The organism is Flavobacterium faecale (assembly GCF_048320115.1).
Classification (GTDB): domain Bacteria; phylum Bacteroidota; class Bacteroidia; order Flavobacteriales; family Flavobacteriaceae; genus Flavobacterium; species Flavobacterium faecale_A.
In genome coordinates this window covers 1,207,122-1,222,637 of sequence record NZ_CP182943.1, presented here as the reverse complement: position 1 = coordinate 1,222,637, position 15,516 = coordinate 1,207,122, and the positions used below count along the sequence as shown (strand labels likewise).

The 15,516-nt window shown below is 35.4% G+C and carries 9 protein-coding genes; 1 reads left to right on the top strand and 8 read right to left on the bottom strand.

Annotated features, from left to right (window positions below; genetic code table 11):
- Position 1 precedes the first annotated feature (1 nt).
- The 8 genes from ACNH59_RS05080 to ACNH59_RS05045 form a co-directional block, all read right to left on the bottom strand.
- Entirely contained in the window at positions 2 to 2,857 is a 2,856-nt protein-coding gene (locus tag ACNH59_RS05080) for an alpha-amylase family glycosyl hydrolase (RefSeq protein WP_418264348.1), read from the bottom strand.
- 79 nt (positions 2,858 to 2,936) lie between these two features.
- On the bottom strand, positions 2,937 to 4,058 hold the full coding sequence (locus tag ACNH59_RS05075; protein WP_418264347.1) for a SusE domain-containing protein: 1,122 nt from the start codon (positions 4,056 to 4,058) through the stop codon (positions 2,937 to 2,939).
- A gap of 19 nt (positions 4,059 to 4,077) precedes the next feature.
- A complete protein-coding gene (locus ACNH59_RS05070) occupies positions 4,078 to 5,691 on the bottom strand; it encodes a RagB/SusD family nutrient uptake outer membrane protein (RefSeq protein ID WP_418264346.1) in 1,614 nt (537 codons plus the stop codon).
- A 38-nt stretch (positions 5,692 to 5,729) separates the two neighbouring features.
- Positions 5,730 to 8,720, bottom strand: coding sequence for a SusC/RagA family TonB-linked outer membrane protein (locus tag ACNH59_RS05065; protein WP_418264345.1), 2,991 nt, complete (start codon positions 8,718 to 8,720; stop codon positions 5,730 to 5,732).
- A 357-nt stretch (positions 8,721 to 9,077) separates the two neighbouring features.
- On the bottom strand, positions 9,078 to 11,192 hold the full coding sequence (locus tag ACNH59_RS05060; protein WP_418264344.1) for a glycoside hydrolase family 97 protein: 2,115 nt from the start codon (positions 11,190 to 11,192) through the stop codon (positions 9,078 to 9,080).
- Positions 11,193 to 11,443: 251 nt separating this feature from the next.
- Positions 11,444 to 13,087: a DUF6377 domain-containing protein gene (locus tag ACNH59_RS05055; RefSeq protein WP_418264343.1), complete on the bottom strand. Its 1,644-nt coding sequence runs from the start codon at positions 13,085 to 13,087 to the stop codon at positions 11,444 to 11,446.
- A gap of 426 nt (positions 13,088 to 13,513) precedes the next feature.
- A complete protein-coding gene (locus tag ACNH59_RS05050) occupies positions 13,514 to 13,807 on the bottom strand; it encodes a Bor family protein (RefSeq protein ID WP_418264342.1) in 294 nt (97 codons plus the stop codon).
- A gap of 58 nt (positions 13,808 to 13,865) precedes the next feature.
- The gene (locus ACNH59_RS05045) at positions 13,866 to 14,486 is read right to left on the bottom strand and encodes a hypothetical protein (RefSeq protein ID WP_418264341.1); all 621 of its coding nucleotides are present in this window, start codon (positions 14,484 to 14,486) and stop codon (positions 13,866 to 13,868) included.
- Between the two features lie 273 nt (positions 14,487 to 14,759).
- Between ACNH59_RS05045 and ACNH59_RS05040 the strand changes: the two genes are divergently transcribed.
- Entirely contained in the window at positions 14,760 to 15,494 is a 735-nt protein-coding gene (locus tag ACNH59_RS05040; protein WP_418264340.1) for a metallophosphoesterase family protein, read from the top strand.
- Positions 15,495 to 15,516: the final 22 nt, after the last annotated feature.

Below are 15,516 nucleotides of genomic sequence, written 5' to 3'. Positions count from 1 at the left end.
TTTAGTTTTTAACTAATTTTAAAATAGTAATTTGCCCAAAAGCATTGGTTGTTTTAATCAAATAGATTCCAGCGCTTAAGGAAGCAATGTCAAATTGATGTTGCTCCTCAAAATCACCTTCAAAATTTAGGACTTCTTTGCCAGTTAAATCATAAATAGCTACTTGAGTTACTGATTTATTCAATTTGAAAAAACTATGCGCAGGATTTGGATAAATCTGAATATCTATTTCAGTCACAAATTTTTCTGTACTTAGTGGAGTTGCATTTTTATTTCCGTAAATTTTAAATTGCCCTGCTGCAACGCTAATGGCATCATTGGAACCAGCTACAGTAATTGAAGTGTTGTCCATTAAGTTGTACCAAGTTCCTGTATATGGAAAACCAGCTGCAATGTTTTGAGTGGTTACATCAAAATTAGCCAAAATTACTACGTCTTTTAGTACTGTAGTCGCTAAAGCGGCATTTGTAATTTTGATATTTTGTACCAAGGAAGCACTGTTACTGATAGTTGCCGTCCCTTCAAAAACAGGTTCTGTAGTCTTTAGTGCAATCATTCTAGCCCAATCATTATATATTTTTTGACGAGCTGTTACATTGAGCCAATTATTTATCCATTGTGGTTGTGGTTTGGTGTCTAGTTTGCAGTCACCTGGCGTTACATCATTAGAAGTATTCACAGTTCCGTTGTTGCAACTAAAGATGGAATTTTCCATTCCTAATGCTCCAAAATGCCAAATCATTTTTGGGCCTGGAACTAACAAAGAAACGGCTCCAATTGCGGACATTCTAGATAAGGCAATATCCAATGTTTTTACATTATGGACTGCGTTGGCACTGTTTCCATACTGTAAATTTTTATACATCAATCGCTCTTCATCGTGACTCTCTGCGTAACCGATTAATCGGTGCGCATTAAATCCGCGACTGGCAGTTGTCATTCCAGAAATATTCGCTGGATATCCCATAGACAATTCATTATAGTTATCTGTCATTTTTCCCCACATCATAATTCCTTTGCTAGGCGTTTCATTGATTTTATAATTGGCCCATTGTTGCTCTTCATTATTAGTGCCCAAATGTTCGAAAATCGAATAATGTGTTGGGTCTAAACTCCAAGAATAATCGGCATATTTTTTTAGAACATCTACACGGTCTTGTTGGTACGCATTGGTACAACTTTCATCATTAGCAGTGCAGTTTTGTGTAAATCCTTTGGTTAAGTCCCATCTAAATCCATCAATTTTATATTCTTGTATCCAATGTTTGATGACTCTTTCTACATAATATTGTGTTCTTGGCATTTGGTGATTAAAATCTTCTCCCACATTATAGGAATGTTTTGCCACGGTATTGAAATAGGGATTTTCAATTGTTGGAGAACCCCATCCGTCGCCATCAGGATCGTTCATCCACATTCTAACCATCGGGTTGCGACCAAAAGCATGATTTAAGGCCACATCAAGGATGACTGCAATACCATTTTGATGACATAAATCGATAAATTCTTTTAGCTTGTCAGAGGTGCCATAAAATTTATCCAACGCCATATGAAAGGAAGTGTTGTACCCCCAACTTTCATTGCCTTCATATTCCATAATTGGAAGTAATTCGATGGCATTTATTTTTAGATTTTTGAAATAATCAATTTTATTGATGAGGTCTTGAAAATTTTTATTAGCATCAAAATCACGAACAAGTACTTCATAAACCACTAGTTTTTCTTTGGCTGGTTTCACAAAATTGGTAGTTGCAGCACTCCACGTATAAGGCGTTTGTCCAGTTTTTAAAACAGTTACTTCGCGTTCTTGACCTGTTGGGTAAGCAGGAAGATTGGGATAGGATTGACTAGGAATATAAGGATCGTCATATGGGGAGAGTACCAAAGTTGAATAAGGATCAGCTGTTTTTACTAAAGCAGGGGAGTTGGTAATAGGCGTTGTTTCGCCCACCCAATATTGATAGGTATAATTTGTTCCAGAAACTAAATTAGACAATGCCAACCAAAATTTCCCAGTGGTTGGGTCTTTTTTCATAGCATAATTTGTTGTGGGTTGCCAGTTGTTAAAACTTCCGGCAACATATACAAAGTCTTTCAGGGGAGCGTCTAGTACTAATGTTGCTTTTGTGGCATCAGTAGGATGGTAATTAATTCCGTCCTCAAGCCCTGTTGGCATCGCTTCTGAGACAGCTCCAGGATTGACAATCGCAGCAAATTTTTTAGTAATTGTGGTACTTCCGTTGGTTACAATTAATTCGTAGTTTTGGTTGAAAGATAGATTGGTATGGGTGTAACTGTAATTTGTAGTTGAGGCATTTGTATTAACCGTAGCTCCGTTTGATTTTAAGGTATAACTAGAGTTGCTTCCAGTATTGGTTGCCGAAACCGTAAAATGGCTCCCAGAGTTGATTATAGTTGTACTGTTTTCAACGGGAGCTGTTAATGTTAATTGAAAAGTTCCAACATTAAAAAAGGTGTCAGCCGTTTGTAGGTTTCCTGTGCTGTTTCTTAATACCACACATATTTCAGTAATGGAACTTGAAGTAGGAACGCCAAAGTAAGTAAATAAATCGGGGGTAAGTTCTAGTTTATAATTTGTTCCAGAGACTAAAGTTAAAGCAGGTTGTGTGGTGTTATTGCCCCAGTTCCCTTTAACGTTTTGCCATCGAATACCGTTAACGGTAAGTCCAATATGTGCGTAAATGGTTCCTGAATCAGAGGCAAGCGCTGTTCCTGTTTTATTGAAATTCAATGTTACTTTTCCGTTTGCAATAGCGGGGGAGGGATTTGTGGTAAACTGTGCAAATCCTATTGTGGTTATTAGAAAAAAGAAAGATAAAAGTAAAAATTTCTTCATGGTTTATTGGTTTTTGGTTGGTATAATAAAGGGCTACCGAGTAGATAGCCCCATAAAGAGAAATAGTTATGACTTATTTTTATTCTTGATTAGGGAACATCAGGTAGCTACCATCTAAGTCATTAAATATGATTTTATATTTCGAACGCGTTACAGGAATATCTCCTCCGCTTGCTCCATTAGCAGGGAATCCAGAGAAAGCAGTGTCACCACCCCAGTTTTTATCCCAAGAATTATTAGCTCTAAATTTTCCTTTTCCATCAAATAATGACGCGTTTAAAGTCCAAATATGAGGGTCAAAGGTTGATTTTGTCATCGCAGTATCATCACCGTTCCAACCAGCATCAGTTCCAGTTCTTGAAGAACCTATGAAACCAATTCTAGTATAATTAGTAGCAGCAGAAGCGTCAAAAGCAACTAGTGTATAAGTTAACGTCTGAGTGTTTATGGTAAATGAGTAATATCCAGCTACCGCTATATCAAAGCTAGGTGGGTCATTATCAGCATCTGTAGCTCTTAATTGCAATGTTCCGCCAGCACCTTTTCCCAACATTGGCGCCCATTGGCCTAAAGTTGAAATTAATTTGAAAGAACCTGCTTTAAAGAACCCTGTAAATTTATATTCTTTTGGATTGGTTCCGCTTCTAAACAAGGGTTGGTTGTTGTTATTGGGATTCCAATCTGAAACTGTAGCGTTCCCCACCAAATACCAATCGGTAAATGGATATGCAATCAAACCAGAATAGGTCTTGATGCTAATAGTTCTCAATTGTTCAGAGGTACTAGGTACACCTCCAGAAACAGATGCCATGATTTTTATGTCAAATTGTTTAGGCGTTCCCGGAACAGCACCTAATTCGATAGCCAATTGATTTAGGTTTTTTACTAGTATTGTCCCTTGAGTGGCATTGCTTGTTTTTAATATGGTCTGTGGATTTGAAAAGTTTCCTCCAGCTACATCCATTAATAAAGTGTATTCCACAACAACTGATTTTGAATATTGCGCTGCTGTCCAAACGAAAGCTTCCACTTCATTGTTGGCATTATCCTCAGTCAAAGTGTATTCTTTGCCAGATACTGGAGCATTCATTTCAGGGGATGAAATGTTTGCAACCATTGGTCTGTTCTCTACATCGTCAGCGTTGCAGGAAGCGGCACCGACGGCAAGAATCGCGATTAAAAATTTATATATATTTTTCATTATTTAGTTTTTATAGTGGTTAGTTAGCGTATCCAGGATTTTGTTTTAGCGTTGGGTTGGCTTGGATTGTTTTGGCAGGAATTGGCATTAAATCTCTAAAAGAAGCCGTTGCCGCACCATTTTGCGTTCCGCCTTTCCATTCCCAAATTTTATCTCCTCCAGTGAATTTTCCAAAACGAATCAAATCGGTTCTGCGGTGACATTCCCAAAACAATTCACGACCTCTTTCGTCCAAAATAAAATTAAGAGTCATGTCTGTAGCTGAGATTGTTGATGCATTCGCTCTGTTTCTGAGTTTGTTAATGTATCCCACGGCCGTAGTCATATTAGCATCTGCAGCGCCACGAATGGCACATTCGGCATACATTAAATACACATCAGACAAACGGAACATCGGGAAATCCGTATCAGGGATATCGTTACGTTGTGCTGCGGTACCATCTGAATTTACATTAGTGTATTTAGTAACAGCATATCCATTGGTAAAAGCACCAACATTTGCAATGCTTAAGGTTTGTCCATCTCGGTAAAAAGTCCCTCTTTTGTCTGCAGTAGCAGTTTCATCAGGAAATATAGCAACAAACTCTTTACGAGTACGTATTCCTTGCCAACCACCGTCCATACCTTGGGCAGCGGCATTCATGGTTCCACCAATAGAAGCGTGTAGAATAAAACTCATTCCGCCACCTGTTGCTCTAATAGCATTTCCGTCACTTACAACAGGGAAAATAAATTCACTTTGAGCTCCATTTCGATTGTTATCAGCAGAAAATAGATGTTTGTAAGGGATATTTGCAAAGCTATATCCGGAAGAGGTAATGATCTCAGAACTTAGTTTTGCAGCCTCATTGAATTTTTCGGTTCCAGTATATACTTTGGCGTTTAGATAAATTTTAGCCAATAAAAATTTAGCAGCTGTTTTATCTATTCGTCCGTATTCATTGGCTTTTGGAGCCACCAAGCTATTGTCAAGATCTTTCAATTCGCTTTCGATAAAAGCAAAAACTTCAGCTCTTGATTTTTGTTCTGGATAAAAGAAACCTACAGGATCGTTTTCAGTTGTGATAGGTACATTACCAAATAAATCCATCAAATTCACATAAGAGAACGCTCTTAAAAAGCGAGCTTCAGCTCTAAATTTAGCGATTTCAGCTTTTAGTGTTGCATCAACCCCACGTGCATTTAATTTTTCATCAGTAGTTTGTCTCAAAAACTCATTTGCCAAACTGATTTCGTAAAAAGCTCTGGAATAGGTTCCGTATAAGAATTCATTGGCTGGTGCCCAAGTTTGTGTATTCAATGTTGGTAACGTTCCATCTCCCCAAGCTATAATGGCTTCGTCTGTGGGAAGTTCTTGCGTTACGAAAAGCAAACGCAAATAACTACTAAAGTCACCACCAATACCGGCAATATCTGCTTTTCCGTCTCCGTCATTTCCTCCTACATAGAGTCCAGCATACAATTTGGCCAACACTTGTTTGTAGGAAGCAGGGTCCTGAAAAAAGGTTTCAGAAAGGAATTCATCGTCATCTTTTGGCGTTACATCCAAGTCGTTAGTACAGGAACTAAGGGTCATACTTATTCCTAAAATCATTAGGAAGAAATAAGATATATATTTAAATGATGTTTTCATCTTGTCTATTTTTTAAATTATTATTTTCAACCTACGAATTAGAAGCTGGCATTTACTCCAAACAAAAATGTTCTTGCTCTTGGGTACACATTTCCATCAATTCCGTTGAATTTCTCAGGATCTAGTCCGTCGTATTTGGTCAAGGTTAACACATTTTGAACACCTGCTGTAAAACGGAGTGTTGCCACTTTTAATAGTGATTTGTCTAAAGTATAGCCCACAGTTACGTTGTCTAATTTGATAAAAGAAGCATCTTTTACAAAATAATTCGATAAGTAACGTTGTGTTCCATTGTCTTCAAAAGTGAATCCCGTGTTGTTGTAGTCACTACTTACGTTTGACAAATCGGTATCTCTTCTTAATCCAGCCAATAAATATCCTTTGTCAGAACTAACGTTGTCGAAAATGTAATTTCCTAAACTTGCTCTCCAGTTCATGGTGAAATCAAATTTCTTATAGTTCACTGTCGAGAACAATCCAAAAGTGTAATCTGGAGCGGCTTTTTGATATCTATAACGATCACCGTCATCAATTTTACCATCTTCATTTCTGTCTACATAAGCACCTTGAATCGGTCTTTGGTTAGCATCATACAGTTGCTCGTACACAAAGAAAGAGTTAGGCGATGACCCTACGGTATTGATTTGTATTTTATTCCCTTCTCCACCCTTGATATCACCTACAGCATAGCCTGTAAATCCAGGAACCGTAGCGCCTAAATCAGTGATTTTTTGGTCAATATAAGTAGTGTTAAAGGCTAAATTCCAAGTTAAGTTGTCATTTTTGATAATATCTGATTCAATGCTAAACTCAAGTCCTTTGGTGTTTAAACTTCCAATGTTATTAAAACCTTGGTTTCTTAAGTTGGCACCATCAGGAACCAGTACATCTGCGAGTAAATCGCTAGATTTTTTATCAAAATAGTTGATAGATCCTGTGATTCGGTTATTTAAAATACCGTAATCTAATCCTAGGTTCATTTCTGATAATTCTTCCCATTTGATGTTTTGGTTATACCCTTCAGGTCTTGCTGTTGGGTAAACCGTGTTTCCAAAAATGTATTGGGTATTGATAGAACCTAAAGTCACCCTTCTTAAATAATCGTAAGAAGCAGAGATGTCTTGTTGTCCTGTTGTTCCGTAACCAAATCGTAGTTTTAATCCAGAAAGCGTTTCGTTATCTTTCAAGAAAGTTTCTTCGGCAATGTTCCATGCTAATGCGGCTCCTGAAAAATTACCCCATCTGTTTTCTTTAGAAAAACGAGAAGTTCCATCTCTTCTATAATTCAGCGTTAACAAATAACGGCTGTCATACCCTAAATTCAAACGTCCAAAGTAAGATTGTAAGTTGATGTCTGGATCGGTAGTCACATCTTCATTAGGATTCGGTTGTCTAGTTTCACCTGATTCATATTTTACTTTTTGGAACAATTGGTAGTTATATCCTGCTGTAACATCAATATTAAAATCGCCAATAGCTTTAGAATAGTTCAAATAAGTATTTAAATTCTTGTTTTGAAGCGCATCGGTATAAGTAGAATAATTACCAAAATTCTGCCAGTTCCCTGAGCTGAAAGGATTAGGTTGGTATCCTAGAGCACTTTCGGTACTCACTTGTGTATAACCGTCACTATCAAATCTATCGATACCAGCCTCAGCTACAATTTTCATGTCTTCAAAGAAATGAAGTTTGTAATCCAATCTTACATTTCCCCATTTTCTGGTTGAGGTAGCTCTTCTGTCGTCTTGATTTAATCGTGCAACAGGGTTTCTTGCAGGTAACAACGGTAAATTTCCGTTTGGCTCTAACCATTCAAAATAACCTCCATAACGAGAACCTGCTTGATATACAGACTGTGTTGGGTCAAAACCAATAGCACTTCCTATAACTGCATTCTCATCTTGGAAACGGTTTTTACCAAAGGATAAATTTCCGCTAATGTCGATTTTTAAGTGATTGTCAAATAATGTAGGGTTGATCGAAATAGAAGTCGTTGTTCTTTCGAAACTTGTATTTTTCAAAATCCCAGGATTGTCCACATTACCTACTGATAAACGTACAGGTACTTTGTCAAATAAAGCACCACTTACCGAAATGTTATTGTTCACCGTCAAAGCCGTTTGGAAAATTTCGTCTTGCCAATTGGTATTTGCCGTTCCTAATAATGCTTTTTGAGCATCGGTTCCTTTGTCGTTTACTAAAGCTCTGTATTGGTCAGCACTCAACACGTCTACTGTATTGGCAACTGTGTTTACGCCCACTTGAGAGCTAAAGTTGACTTTGATACGTCCTTTGCTTCCTTTTTTAGTGGTGATAACAATAACCCCATTGGCAGCACGAGAACCGTAAATAGCTGCAGCAGAAGCGTCTTTTAATACGGTGAAAGATTCAATGTCATTTGGGTCAATAGTAGATAAAATACTTGTTGATCCAGATGGAACTGCATTACTCAATGGCAAACCATCCAAAATAATTAAAGGGTCATTAGAAGCATTTAATGAAGATCCTCCACGAATACGAATATCCGCTTTGGCTCCAGGAGCTCCTCCACCAGTAACATTTACACCAGAGATACGACCGCTGATTAAACTTTCAGGGGTTACGTTTTGGCCTTTGTTGAATTCCTTTGCAGAAATTTGAGAAACAGAACCCGTTGCGTCTTTTTTCTTAACGGTTCCATATCCTACTTGTACCACTACTTCTTTTAATTCATTAGAATCTTCTATTAATGTAATTTTTAAATTGGGTGCTGCATTTACTTCCTTGGTAGTGAAACCAATGAATGAAACAACAATTATAGGTGATTTTACGGTGCTTGTAGGCAAAGTAAATTTACCATCAATATCAGTTATTGTTCCAATATTTGTGCCTTTGATGGCGACACTAGCGCCAATTAAGGTCTCTCCTTTTTGATCCATGACAACGCCCGAGATTGTCTTTGAAGTAGTTTGGGCAATTGTACTTGGCATCATAAATAACATGCTGCATAAAAGAAGAATGCAATGCATGCTTTTTTTCATTTGTACCATAATTCGTGGTTTTTTGGTTGTTAGTAATTTTGTTTTTGGTAAAATCTTAATAGGACTTAAATTTGCTAATAAAAGGCCATTTCGATTTCAATAAAGTAAAGTTATCTTGATTAAAGACTGACTTTTTTTAAAACAATTAAAAAGTAGTTGATAAATTGATTTTCAATAAAAACTCTCTTGTTTTACAGTGTTTTATGATTTTTTACGTGAAAAAAAAAGTAGTGATTTTGTAGTTTGAAAACTTCTTTTAAAATGTTTTTGAGTCAATAAATGAATAGATAAACTTTAATTATAAACCATTCAAAAAAAACCAGTATTAATTTAATGAATTTTGAATGGATTTCATAATTAGTAATGTTATTGCTCTTCGATGATGCTAATAGCATAGCCACCAGCTGGAACAGAAACTTGTTTTAGTTTAGTCTTATTTGTGACTTTCATTTTTCGAATCGTATAGGCCTGCGGATTGGTTTTGTAATTGGCATCTTTAGCATCGGCATAGATGGTTGCCATGTATTTTTTACCTTTTTCTAAGAAATCAAATTTGATAGTAGAAGTACGCTGTACATTTCCATTTACATTACCCACAAACCAGTTGTTTGTTCCTTTTGCTTTTCGAGCTACTGTCAAGTAATCACCTGGCTCAGCTTCTAAGTATTTACTATCCTCCCAATCGATAGCTACATCTTTGATAAATTGAAAAGCATCCAGAAAACGATTGTAATTTTCAGGTAAGTCGGCAGCCATTTGTAATGGGCTGTACATAGTTACATATAGCGCTAATTGATTGGCCAAAGTACTGTTGACACGTGATGTGTTTTCTGGGTTTAATTTGCTAATATCCATTTCAAAAATCCCAGGAGTATAGTCCATCGGTCCACCAATCAAACGAGTAAAAGGCAAAATGGTAACGTGATTGGGTTTGTTTCCACCAAAAGATTGATATTCTGTTCCTCTAGCCGATTCGTTTCCAATTAAATTGGGATAGGTTCTGCAGATTCCTGTTGGACGGATGGCTTCGTGCGCATTCACCATAATTTTATAATCGGCTGCTTTTTCAATCGCATATTGGTAATGGTTTACAATCCATTGGCTGTAGTGGTTTTCACCTCTTGGTAAAATGTTTCCTACATAGCCACTTTTTACGGCATCATAACCATTGTCTTTCATGAATTGGTAAGCTTTATCCATGTGGCGCTCATAGTTGCGCACTGAACCCGAAGTTTCATGGTGCATAATCATTTTAACGCCTTTTGATTTGGCGTAAGCTTGAATTCCTTTTACATCAAAATCTGGATAAGGAGTCACAAAGTCAAATACATAATCTTTAGAATGACCAAACCAATCTTCCCAACCAACATTCCAGCCTTCAACAAGAACGCCATCAAAACCATGTAGAGCAGCATAATCAATATATTTTTTCACGTTAGCGGTGTTAGCACCGTGTTTTCCGTTTGGTTTTGCTTTGGAGAAATCTGTTTCATCTAATTTTACCGAAGGATATTCATCAGTATAAGCCCAACTGCTTTTTCCAGTAATCATTTCCCACCAAACACCAATGTATTTCACGGGTTTAATCCATGAAGTATCTTCTATCTTACAAGGGTCATTTAGATTCAAAGTCATTTTTGAAGCTAAGATTTCGCGAGCGTCATCACTCACAATAATCGTTCGCCAAGGCGAATTTCCAGGCGCTTGAATGTATCCTTTATCGCCATTAGCATCAGGAGTTAACCAAGATTCGAAAATCATGTTTTTGTCATCCAGATTCAAATGCATACAAGAATAATCAATCAAGGCAGCTTCATGCAAGTTAATGTACAAACCATTGTCAGATTTCATCATTAAAGAGGTTTGAACTCCTGTAGGTGAAAATGATTTTTGTGATACATTTTCAGTCGTAGCTGCTTTGGTCAAACTTCTAATTTCAGATAATTTTGAGGTGGTGTAGTCGTATTCTTGAGTATCATAATCACCTGGAAGCCAAAAAGCTTTGTGGTCTCCAGCCATCGCAAATTGAGTTCTTTCTTCTTTGATTACAAAGTAAGTCAGGTTTTTTTGCGAAGGAAATTCGTAGCGAAATCCAAGTCCATCATCAAAAAGACGAAAACGTATCACTAATTTTCGATCCGTACTTTTTTGGTTTAAGGTAACTGCTAGTTCGTTGTAATGATTTTGAATTGTTGCTAATTCTCCCCAAACTGGTTTCCAGTTTTCGTTGAAAGTAGTCGTTTTGGTTTCGATAACGCTAAAGTCATTTAATAATGATTTAGTATCATTTTTTAGTTCCAATCCAAGTTTACTGGTTTTGATAACCGCTTTGTCTTTGAAATTTAGATTATAGGTAGGTGTTCCGTCTTTTTGCAGAGCGAACTCCATTTGTAATTTTTGATTGGGGGACTTTAGTTGTTGTCCGATTGCGATAGGAATTAAGGCAAAACAGACCAAGGTTGTTAATAGAAAATGCTTCATTATGGTTTAGTTAATGTATTAATAAATTGCTTTAGAAATCTTCAATAACCCAAATTTAGCATGATAAAACAGGCACTTTCATTATTAAATCGAAAAGGTAGTGAATGTAGTAGTTGAATATTGGTAAAGTACTGTAAACAAAGGATTTTATTTTATTTTAGTCAAAAAAAAAGTAGTGATTCTGTAGTGTAAAACAGCTCGTTTTTTGCTCAAAATGAGTAAAAAACGAGCTGTTTTTAAATATCAAAAAATTATTTATTGGTTCCGATGCGCATCACATTAGATTCAAATTCATCACGAGGGCCAACAGCTTTGTTTCGTAATTTGGTTCTATAATTGTAAATAGTGGATAAAGAATATCGCAAGAATTCAGATATTTTTACACTATCTGTGATTCCCAAACGAATCAATGCAAAGATTCGTAATTCAGTATTCATTAATTCTCCAGCTTTTAGTTTAATATCTTCGCTGTCTGTTAATAAACTTTTGAACTCCTCAATAAAATTAGGGAAAAGAGACAAAAATGTTTTGTCAAAATTATTGTGAAACTCCTTTAATTCCTCTTCGATGAATTCTTTAGATTTGATCACTTGGGCAAGTTCTTTAGTTTTACCACTGGAAAGTATAATATTTAATTTTCGTCGGTAGCCGTCTAATTTACTGATATAGGTTGAACATTGATCAAGGTAATGTCCGATATATATTTCTTTTACAAGATTAGCTTCTTTTAAAGTAGTGTTGGTCTCGTTTAATTTTTCATTAAATATTTTTAGGTCTTGATTGAGTACAAGGAACTGCTTGTTGGCAATACTAATTTCTCTTTTAGCCTTGGCTAGTTTTTTCATTTGTTTGAATAACAAAATCAAAATCACCAAAAGAATGAGGGCTAGGATGCTGGCACTAACCAGGAATAAAACCAATTGCTTACGATTAGTTTCATTTTGTTTCTCATAGGCTTCGTTGATGATGGGCATCATTCTCGAGATTTCAAAGGTTCTTAATCGGGCATTACAAAACAAAGCATCTTCCAAAGAACGTTTGATGTATTTATATGCTCGATCAATATCGCCTTCTTTGTATAAAAGATAAGCAAGAGCACGCAACGATATGTACTCTTTTTTTTCCAATCTTAAATCGGAAATAGCCGATATAATTAGCCATTTTTTCTCTTGTTCATAGTCTTTTTTACGTTGATAGGTTTGCGAAATGAGGTAAGCTACTACAGCTTGGTCTGTGTCGTTATCACTCATTTTAGGAAAATAGTTGAGTAATAAATCGAGATTTTTAGTATATTTTCCGCTGTCAATTAGTCGGTTTGATTGTGTAAAAAGATGTGATTTTGATTGAACGGGATAAAAGCTTAAAATAGAATCACTGTACTGTTTTCTAATAGTTACATATTTGTTTTTTTCTTCTTCTGAAGCTGCATAGAAAGACATGGAAAGATATAGTGAACTATTTACTCCAAAATATGATCCTTTAAGTTCAGGAGTAGATTCAATATTTATTTTGTTTAAAATTTCAGTGGCTTCCTTGTACATCCCTAGGGTTTCCATTATGGAAGCTAAGTTTAATTTGGCCGTATTAATCTTTTCTAAATCTTTTAATTGATTTGCGATTCTCAAACTTTTTCTCGCATAACTTAAAGCAGAATCTGACTGATAAAAACGATATTCTCCATAGAGTTTACCGTAGATTTCAAATTTTTGAATGTTTGTTGAAGTATATTTTAACAGTTCGTTTAGCTTCGTTATCTCGGATTCTTTCTTAGCCCGATATTGCGCACTGTTATTAATGGTCTCGTCTAATTTATCAAGTAAGGACTCAATTTCAGTTTGAGAAAATAGAAATATTGGAAAAAAGATAATAAATACAGTAGTCCAAAATTTGTGCATTAGTAGGTATTTTAATTAGTGCTAATTTAAATAAAATATAACATTATGCATGTATAGGGTGTTTAAATAAATGAAAGTTTTACTAAAAACAGATTCGATGGGTTTTCTAGTAATGTGATTGCTTTGTAGAGGAATTGTGTAATTATCTTTTAATAGGTTTTGAATATAGATAAGTCAGGTATCCGAAAGAGCTGACATCAATAATAGACCAACAAAAGGTATCAAATTGTAATTCTCCCATCTTTTTAAGGGATGGATTAGAATATTTAAAAAAGTAAGGGATAGATATAGGCTTATTACTAGACTAATAAATAGCGCAATTCTTTTCATTTGTAGATTTTTTAATTTTTGTCAATAAGGTTTTTTATATTTTTCTATTGGAACATATAAAAAAGGCGGAAGTATGAACCTCCGCCTCATTTCAAATTATTTTGTTACTGTTGTTGTTGTAGGAGTGTAAATTCCAAAAGTAATTACATTTATAAGTCCATTAACAAATGAATGTCTTGTAAATATGGTGTAATCTTCGGCTCCAGCAGCCATTGCTTTAGTGTCCGAAACACCTACAGGAGCTAGACCTCCAATTACGTAGTGATTCCATTGAGTAACTTGAGAATTTCCTTGGGCTCCTTTACCTACTACACTAGTGTAAGAATAACAAGAAGATAATACTACTGATGCAGCAAAAGCTACTGATAACATTTTGAAAGTTCTTTTCATTTTTTTCATTTTAAATTATAATAGAGTTACTCACTTTGAGTCATATTAGTAAAAATGATTAGTTGGTTTTTAGCTTTAATGCATCATAAGAAGTAGCATTGAACCCAACTAACCCGTAAACTGTTTCGCCGCTTTTGATTGTTTGGCCACTGATATTGTATTGCATTAGTTCTTTTTTAAATTTGGAGTTCGCCTTTGCAGCCGTGATAATATTTCCTGTAGCAATTCCAGGGCCTACAAATACTCCTATTGGAAATGAACTATTCTCTACTTGTTGCCCATACTGATTAGTAGAATATGTATAGAACTTCAAAGGGGATAATAGTAGGTATAGTAAATGTGAAGCGGGACTTTGTTTCAGTGTTTTGAACAAATAGTCATTATCATGAAGATAGAGCTCTGAGCCACTTTCATAACATAATTTGATGTCATTCCCAAAAACAATGCTTTTGTTGGTTGTATTTGTGATTTTGATAGCAACTAACTTTAATTTGTTGTTTTTCTCTTTTCGGAAATATTTTTTATCCAGTAAACCGTATTTGTATGAAAGTATCATCCCATCATTAGAATTAACAGAATTGTAATTTAATTTTTCTGGATCAATAGATTTGTATCCTGTAGCACAGCTAGTTAAGATGATGGTGATTGAGAAAAGAAAAAGAGTAATTCTTTTTTTCATAATAGTTTCTTTTTTGATTAGTACTGATGTTAATGAGGAATAGCTTGCTGATAAATTTTGCGTAAAACTAATCTGTAATTTTAAGCGAAACAATCACCAAAAGTGGGTATATTTATGTTTGTTTTTTTAGGAAGAATTATGAAAGTGACATTCATGTGTTTTTGATGATTTTTTTGTTTTTTTAAAAAAAAGCGATAAAAAAACTTTCAACATCACAGTTTTTCTTATTTTTATAAAAACCTGCGACTGTAGCGTTAGTAATTTATTTTATTTATGTCAAAGAGAACATTAGTAATAGGAGATATTCATGGAGGATTGCGCGCTTTGCATCAAGTGATAGAGCGAGCGGGCGTAACTCCAAATGATACTTTAATATTTTTAGGTGATTATGTAGACGGATGGAGCCAAGCTCCTCAAGTAATTGATTATTTGATAGAATTAAGAGCCACTAATAAATGCATTTTCATTAGAGGCAATCATGATGAGTTGTTATTGCATTGGTTAAAGGATGCCAAAGACAACGAACTTTGGTACGAACATGGGGGTGAAGCTACAGTATTGGCTTATGAAGAGGTAGATACAATGAGAAAAAAGTTGCATATTGACTTCTTACTTTCATTAGATGATTATTATTTAGATGATAAAAACCGACTTTTTGTTCATGCTGGTTTTACGAACATGAACGGAGTAAAGTATGAATATTTTTCTAAGCTTTTTTACTGGGACAGAACCTTATGGGAAACTGCATTGTCTATAGATTCAGCCATCAAACCCAATGATTTGTTATACCCTAAGAGGTTGACATTATATGATGAGATTTATATTGGTCACACCCCTGTGACTCGAATTAACAAGACGGTTCCTGTTCAAAAAGCTTGTATATGGAACATAGATACAGGAGCGGCTTTTAAAGGTCCTCTAACTATTTTGGATGTTGATACGAAAGAGTTTTGGCAAAGTGAGCCTTTAAATCAATTATATGTAGGGGAGAAAGGTAGGAATAAATAAGATTATTTAGATTTATAAGTAT

Coding starts and splice junctions, on each gene's coding strand:
- ACNH59_RS05060 (WP_418264344.1), bottom strand. CDS start 11,192: ATGAAGCATTTTCTATTAACAACCTTGGTCTGTTTTGCCTTAATTCCT.
- ACNH59_RS05055 (WP_418264343.1), bottom strand. CDS start 13,087: ATGCACAAATTTTGGACTACTGTATTTATTATCTTTTTTCCAATATTT.
- ACNH59_RS05050 (WP_418264342.1), bottom strand. CDS start 13,807: ATGAAAAGAACTTTCAAAATGTTATCAGTAGCTTTTGCTGCATCAGTA.
- ACNH59_RS05070 (WP_418264346.1), bottom strand. CDS start 5,691: ATGAAAACATCATTTAAATATATATCTTATTTCTTCCTAATGATTTTA.
- ACNH59_RS05065 (WP_418264345.1), bottom strand. CDS start 8,720: ATGGTACAAATGAAAAAAAGCATGCATTGCATTCTTCTTTTATGCAGC.
- ACNH59_RS05075 (WP_418264347.1), bottom strand. CDS start 4,058: ATGAAAAATATATATAAATTTTTAATCGCGATTCTTGCCGTCGGTGCC.
- ACNH59_RS05080 (WP_418264348.1), bottom strand. CDS start 2,857: ATGAAGAAATTTTTACTTTTATCTTTCTTTTTTCTAATAACCACAATA.
- ACNH59_RS05045 (WP_418264341.1), bottom strand. CDS start 14,486: ATGAAAAAAAGAATTACTCTTTTTCTTTTCTCAATCACCATCATCTTA.
- ACNH59_RS05040 (WP_418264340.1), top strand. CDS start 14,760: ATGTCAAAGAGAACATTAGTAATAGGAGATATTCATGGAGGATTGCGC.